The following is a 6,815-nucleotide window of genomic DNA, read 5'->3' as shown; positions in this document are numbered from 1 at the left end:
CGACGGCGTCCCGCAGCAGGTGCCGGGTGGTCGCGGCCGGGGGGCGGTGGGCGGGGTCCTTGGCGAGCAGCGCGCCGATCGCGCGGGCCAGCGCGGGGGTCGCCTGCGCCATCGGCGGCGGGTCGTGCATGACGACGGCCGCCACGACGGCGGCGGGCAGGTTGCGGTGGAAGGGGCCCCGGCCCTCCACGGCCGCGTAGAGGGTCGCGCCGAGCGACCACAGGTCGGACGGCGGCCCGGCGGGCAGGCCGCGGAACCGTTCGGGGGCCATGTACGCCGGCGACCCCGAGCTGTCGGCCGGGTCGGCCCCGAACGGGGCGGCGATGCCGAAGTCGGCCAGCATCGCCCGGCCGTCGTCGCCGACCAGCACGTTGGCCGGTTTCACGTCCCGGTGCAGGATGCCGTGGGCGTGCGCGAGTTCGAGGGCGTCCAGGATCGACAGGCCGATCTCGGCGACCCGGGCGCTCGGCAGCGGCAGCAGCTTGTCGAGGGAGGTGCCCGGCACGAGGTCCATCACGATCCAGGGCGCGCCCTCGTGGGGCACCACGTCGTGGATCTTCACGATCGACGGATGGTTGAGCCGCCCGGCCGCCCGCGCCTCCCCGATCGCCCGGGAGGTGTATTCGGCCAGCTCACCGGGCCCGAGGTCGCTGGGCGTCCGCATCTGCTTGACCGCGACCTCGCGCCGCAGCAGCTCGTCGTGGGCACGCCAGACGGTGCCCGCGCCGCCCTTCCCGAGGGGTTCGGCGAGCCGGTAGCGGCCGGCCAGCAGGGTCACGCGTGACCCCACAGCGTGTCGGCCGCGACGCGGGCGGCGGTCTCGGCGCCCGAGCGGATCTGGTCGGCGGTGCGGTCGCCCAGGTCGGCGTACTCGACCCGGCCGACGAAGTCGCCCACGCGGAAGTAGACGTCCACGCCGATGATGCGGCCTTCGGCCGAGGTGACGTCCCAGGTGAACGCCTCCTCACCGACGCCGGTGAGCGGGCGGATCGCCGAGGTGACGGTGGGAATGCGGCGCTTGGTGCCGATCTCGTACCAGACGAGGGACGAGTCACGGGGCATGTTGGCGATGCGGCGCTTGATGCCGCCGTACAGGGAACGGGCCGCTTCGGGGTCGAGGTCCCACCAGTCGGGGGTGTCGGAGTCGGTGGCGGGTTCGAGGCGCAGGCCGGTGCCCTCGACCGTCCACTGGCAGCCGCCCTCGATCTCGGTCGGCCGGGCGTCCTGCCCGAGCAGCGCCTTGACCTGCCCGGCGGGGATCACCCGGCATAAGTCGACCTCCTGCGCGAACACCGGCGCGGGCGGGCGCTGCGTCACGGGGGCGGCCGCGCCGCCGGACTCCCACGGCGCGACGACCACCACGGCCGCCGCGACGACGGCCGCGGCCCCGGCGGCCACCGCGACCCACAGGCCGTTCTTCTTCCGGCGGACCGGCGCGATGTCGGGGTTCCCGCCCCGGACGATCTCCTGGAACAGCCGCCCGGCGGTCGCGGCGTCGGGCCGGTCGGCCGGGTCGCGCGCCATCAGCCAGGTGATCAGGGTGCCGAGCGGCCCGCCGACCCTCGGCGCGGGCACCGGCGCGGTCAGCGTGGCCTGGATGACCTGCACGTGGCTTCCCTTGTACGGCGGCACGCCCTCCAGCGCCGTGTACAGGGTCGCCCCGAGCGACCACAGGTCGGCGGCGGGCCCGCCGGGGTCGCCTTCGAGCCGCTCCGGCGCGATGAAGCCCGGTGAGCCGATCAGCATCCCGTCGCCGGTCAGGTTGGTCGTGTCGGCCTGCCGGGCGATGCCGAAGTCGGTCAGCACCACCCGTCCGTCGACGGTGAGGAACACGTTGCCGGGCTTGACGTCGCGGTGCTGCACGCCGTGGGCGTGCGCGGCCGACAGCGCGTCGACCATCCGGGCCCCGATCTCGGCCACCGCGCCCGGCTGCAGCCCGCCGTGGGCGGAGATCTCCGCCGAGAGCGGCCGCCCGTTGAGCCGCTCCATGACGATCCAGGGACGGCCGTCCTCGACCAGGACGTCGTGCACGCTGACGACGGCCGGGTGCCGCAGCCGTGCGGTCACCTCGGCCTCGCGCATCACCCGGGTGACGAGCTCCGCCCGCTCCCGCTCCCCCATCCCGTCGGGAACCCGCAGTTCCTTGACGGCGACCTCGCGGTCGAGCATCTCGTCACGGGCCAGCCAGACGGTGCCCATGCCACCGGAGCCGAGGGGACGCAGCAGGAGGTACCGGGAGGCCAGTCGTTCCCCGATCGATTCGGCCATACCGGGAGAATAGCGAAACCCAACCGGCCCGAATTGACCATTCGTCAACCCCGGTCGCACTCTGGGGCCAGAACCCCAGGTCGGTCGCGCGCGCTCAGTCGACGACGACCTCCGCCGAACCGCCCACGATCTCCACCCCGGCGACGGTCTTCGGCCCGCTCGACCGCACGACCAGCCGTCCTTCCTCGTGTACGGCCGTCACGACCGTCTCCCCGTCCACGTCGCGCACCACGGTCCGGGATTCGCCGCCAGGGAGGCCGTACACGAGAAGGGAGATCTCCGGGGTCTCGGTGACGGTGTCGCCGGGGGTCGTCGTGGGGACGAGGGCGCCGAGGCGTCCGTAGAGGGGGATCCGGTCGAGCGGCGGGGAGACCCGGAGGTAGCGGCCGCCCTCGTGGTGGTCGCCGGTCCAGTGGTCGACCCACGTCCCGGCCGGGAGGTAGACGTCGCGGGTCCCGTCGGCCGAGGTCATCGGGGCGACGAGGAGGTCGGGGCCGAGGAGGTACTGGAGGTCGGCCTGCCAGCTCACCGGGTCGCCGGGCCGGTCGACGCACAGGGCCCGCATGATCGGCAGGCCCGTCTCGACCGCCTCGACGGCCGTCGAGTAGAGGTAGGGCATCAGCCGGTAGCGCAGGCGCAGCGCCTCGACCGCGCCGCGTTCGGCGTGCTCGGGGAACTCCCACGGCTCGCGGCTGGTGGTCCCGTGGAAGCGCACCAGTGGAGACAGCGCCCCGAACTGCGCCCACCGGACGAACAGGTCGGGCGTGGGCGTTCCGGTGAACCCGCCCGCGTCGTGGCTCCAGAACGGGACCCCGGACAGGCCGTGCGACAGGCCGCCCCTGATGGTGCTGCCCATCGCCGGGTAGGTCGCGTCGACGTCGCCGCTCCACTGCGCCGGATGCCGCTGCCCGCCCAGGTACGACGACCGCGCCCAGACCAGGCCGTGCCCGGCGACCTCGCGGGTCACCTCGGCGACCAGGTCGTTGAACAGCAGCGAGTAGACGTTGTGCAGTTCGGCGCCGCTCATCCCGTTGTAGGCGACCGCGCGGGCGGGCACCCCCTCGGCGAAGTCGGTCTTGAACACCTGGACGCCCTGCTCCAGCAGCCCCTTGAGCAGCCCGCGGAACCAGGCGCGGGCGGCGGGGTTGGTGAAGTCGACGATGCCGCAGGCCGGGTAGGAGCCGTGCCAGGCGTCGGCCACGTAGGGCTCGCCGTCCCGGGTCAGCAGCAGGTATCCGCTGCTCGCGGCCTCCTCGAAGGCCGGGCTCAGGTGGGAGACGTACGGGTTCATCCAGAGACAGACCTTGAAGCCCTGCTCGGCGAGCTCCGCCAGCATGCCCTCCGGGTCGGGGAACGCCTGCCGGTCCCACCGCAGGTCCGACCAGTGGCCGTCGATCTGCCAGAACGTGTCGAGGTGCAGCACGTCGCACGGGATGCCGCGCTCGCGGATCTTCCGCGCCCGCGCCAGCACCCGCTCCTGGCTGTCGCGGAAGAACCCCGAGGAGATCCACGCCCCGAACGCCCACTTGGGCGGCAGCACCGCCGGCCCGGTCAGGGCGCGCAGCCGCCGCAGCACGTCGGCCGGCTCGGGGCCGCCCAGGACGTAGTAGTCGATCAGGTCGTCGGGAACCACGATCTGCACGTCGCTGTGGGTCGACTGGCACATGTCGAACTCGACCGGCATCCCGCTGTCGACGACGATCCCGTATCCCCGGCTGGACAGGTAGAAGGGCACGTTCTTGTACGCCCGCTGCGACTCCGCCCCGAACGCGTCGAAGTTCCACATCAGCGGCCGTTGCCCCCGCTTGTCGAGCGGCGTGAACGACTCCCCGAACCCGCTGAACGCCTCGTCGGCCGGGGCCAGGAACGTCTCGTGGTAGGCCACGGTGACCCCGTCGGCCTGCGACCGGCCGAAGGGAAGCGTGCGGAGCCGTCCGGAGATGTCGGGGCGTCCGGGGTCCTGCTCGGCCAGCACCCGCCCCGTGGTGTCGGTGAAGCGCAGGTTCCACGGGTTCAGCCGGATCTCGGCCCGTACGGCCCCCGCGTCCACCACGACCGTCTCGTCGCCGACGGTGACCTGCGCGGCCGACGGCACCGGCCTGGTCAGCCGCAACGCCCGCGCCGAGCGCGTGCGGGCGTCGGCCTGCTCGCTGAGCTTGACCCGGACGATCCCCTCGCCCGCCGCGCTCACCTGGACGACGAGCGACTCATCGGTCGAGGTCACCCCCTTCAGGGTGACGCCACACCCGTCGGAGGCCACCACCTCGGCCCGCGCCAGCGTCGCGATCCCGCCTTCGCCGTGCTGCCGCACGGGCAGCTCGGGCGGGTCGGCGACGAAGTACTCGCGCGCGATCAACGGGGGGCGATACGGCATCGTCGCACTCCAACGGTATGGCGGCCTCTGTGGGAATTAGTTTGCCGTCCATCCCAACAAACGTCAACGAGGACCAGCCCGGTTGACACGGCTTTCCGGGGCTAATTAGTTTGCAGAGCAAACAAACAAGAGGGGGACGATGTACTTCGGCGGCGACTACAACCCCGAGCAGTGGCCCGAAGACGTCTGGCACGACGACGTCGCCCTCATGCGGCGGGCCCGGGTCAACCTCGTCACGCTCGGCGTCTTCTCGTGGAGCAGCCTGCAACCCGCGCCCGGACGGTGGGAGTTCGGCTGGCTCGACCGCGTCTTCGACCTGCTGCACGACAACGGCGTCCAGGTCGACCTGGCCACGCCGACCGCGTCGCCGCCGCCGTGGTTCGGCCGGAAGTATCCGGACACCCTGACGGTCACCGCCGACGGCACCCGGCTCGGCCACGGCAGCCGCGACACCTACTGCGTGAGCGCGCCGGCGTACCGGAACGCGTCCAGGGAACTGGCGTCGGCGCTGGCCGAGCGCTACGGCGGGCACCCGGCGCTGGCGATGTGGCACGTCCACAACGAGTACGGCACCTGGTGCCACTGCGACCACGTGGCCAGGGCCTTCCGGACGTGGCTACGCGCCCGCCACGGCGACCTGGCCACCCTCAACGAGCGCTGGACCACGGCGTTCTGGTCGCAGGGTTACTCCGACTGGGACGAGATCCAGCCGCCCAGGGCGACCCAGTGGCTGCCGAACCCGTCGCACCTGCTCGACTTCCGCCGGTTCCTCTCGGACGAGATGCTCGCCCACTTCACCGAACAGCGCGACCTCCTGCGCCCGACGGGCAAACCGATCACCACGAACTTCGCCTTCGGCTCGTGGGTGCCGGTCGACCACTGGAAATGGGCCCGCGAGGTCGACCTGGTGGCCGTCGACGACTACCCGACGGGCGACCTGGCCGAGGAGTCGGCCTTCACCGCCGACCTGGCCCGCTCATGGGCGGGCGGCAGACCGTGGATCCTGATGGAACAGGCGGCGGCCGTCGAGTACACGCCGAGACGCACCCTTCCCCGCCCACCGGGCGACCTCGCCCGGACCACCCTGATCCACGTCGAACGCGGATCGATCGGCGCGATGTTCTTCCAGTGGCGCGCCTCCCGGGGCGGCGCGGAGCAGTGGTACCACGGCATGGTCCCCCACGCGGGCCCCGACACCCGCACCTTCCACGAGATCGTCGCTCTGGGCGAGACCCTCGCGGCCCTGCCCCCTCGACCGACGCCGGGCCCGGCGGCGAAGGTCGCGATCGTCTGGGACGACGAGGCGTGGTGGGCGCTGCAGAACCGGGGTCTCCCCTCCCAGGATCTCGACTACCTGGAGGCGGTCAAACAGCCGCATAGGCTCCTCTACCGGGCCGGGCACCACGTCGCCTTCGTCCATCCGGAACACGACTTCTCGCCCTTCGACCTGGTCGTCGTGCCGAGCCTGCTCCCGGTCACCGACGCGGCCCTGGCCAATCTGGCCGCCCACCGGGGCACTCTTCTCATGGGCTACTTCTCGGCCGTCACCGACGAACACCTCCGGGTGCGGCTCGGCGGCCGGCTGCCGGCCTTCGGGATCACGATCAAGGAGCAGCGCCCGCTCGCCGCACCGCTGACCCTCTCGGACGGCACGGAGGCCTCGCTCTGGAGCGAGGAGATCGCCCTCGACGGCGCCGTGGCCGTCGTCGCCTACCCCGACGGCACCCCCGCCATCACCCGCTTCGGTAAGGCGTGGTACTTATCCACCCGATTGGCCGACAAAGCCTATGAATGCCTCCTGACCTGCCTTTTACGCCCTTCTTACTCCTCAACCGGTACACATGGTGAGAGGTAAGGGAACCATCACGGCGGGGGAGAACGATGCTCAAGGTGGTGCCATCGCTCGCGAAGGTCAGAGACATCACGTCGGCTCTACGCCGGCGGGCGTCTCACCGTGAGAGCAGGGGCGATTCGACGGTGATCGACCTGCGGGCGTACCGCGACGCCAAAATCATCAGATTTCCCCGCACCGGTGGCCCGACCACGGTCGCCTGAACGGCCGTATCAACCCTTGAAGGCCGCGCGGCAATCGGCGCGCCGCGCGGCAGCACCACAGTGACGGGGTGCCGGCCGTGCCTGAACACGGTCGCCACCCCGTCACATGCTTTCCACG

At 72.0% G+C, this 6,815-nt stretch carries 4 protein-coding genes; 1 reads left to right on the top strand and 3 read right to left on the bottom strand.

The window, feature by feature from the left end; translation table 11 throughout:
• The 3 genes from FDA94_RS15945 to FDA94_RS15935 form a co-directional block, all read right to left on the bottom strand.
• On the bottom strand, positions 1 to 778 hold a 778-nt coding region (locus tag FDA94_RS15945; protein ID WP_212735343.1), incomplete at its 3' end, for a serine/threonine-protein kinase.
• Complete coding sequence (locus tag FDA94_RS15940; RefSeq protein ID WP_137247840.1) at positions 775 to 2,268, bottom strand: serine/threonine-protein kinase; 1,494 nt, start codon at positions 2,266 to 2,268, stop codon at positions 775 to 777. The genes FDA94_RS15945 and FDA94_RS15940, both read right to left, overlap by 4 nt.
• Positions 2,269 to 2,362: 94 nt before the next feature.
• Positions 2,363 to 4,642, bottom strand: coding sequence for a TIM-barrel domain-containing protein (locus FDA94_RS15935; protein WP_137247839.1), 2,280 nt, complete (start codon positions 4,640 to 4,642; stop codon positions 2,363 to 2,365).
• Positions 4,643 to 4,781: 139 nt separating this feature from the next.
• On the opposite strand from FDA94_RS15935, the gene FDA94_RS15930 reads away from it, so the two are divergent.
• On the top strand, positions 4,782 to 6,497 hold the full coding sequence (locus FDA94_RS15930) for a beta-galactosidase (protein WP_137247838.1): 1,716 nt from the start codon (positions 4,782 to 4,784) through the stop codon (positions 6,495 to 6,497).
• Positions 6,498 to 6,815: the final 318 nt, after the last annotated feature.

The organism is Herbidospora galbida (assembly GCF_005233835.1).
Taxonomy (GTDB): domain Bacteria; phylum Actinomycetota; class Actinomycetes; order Streptosporangiales; family Streptosporangiaceae; genus Herbidospora; species Herbidospora galbida.
The sequence above is the reverse complement of the archived record's forward strand: the minus strand, read 5'-3'. Positions and strand labels throughout refer to the sequence as shown.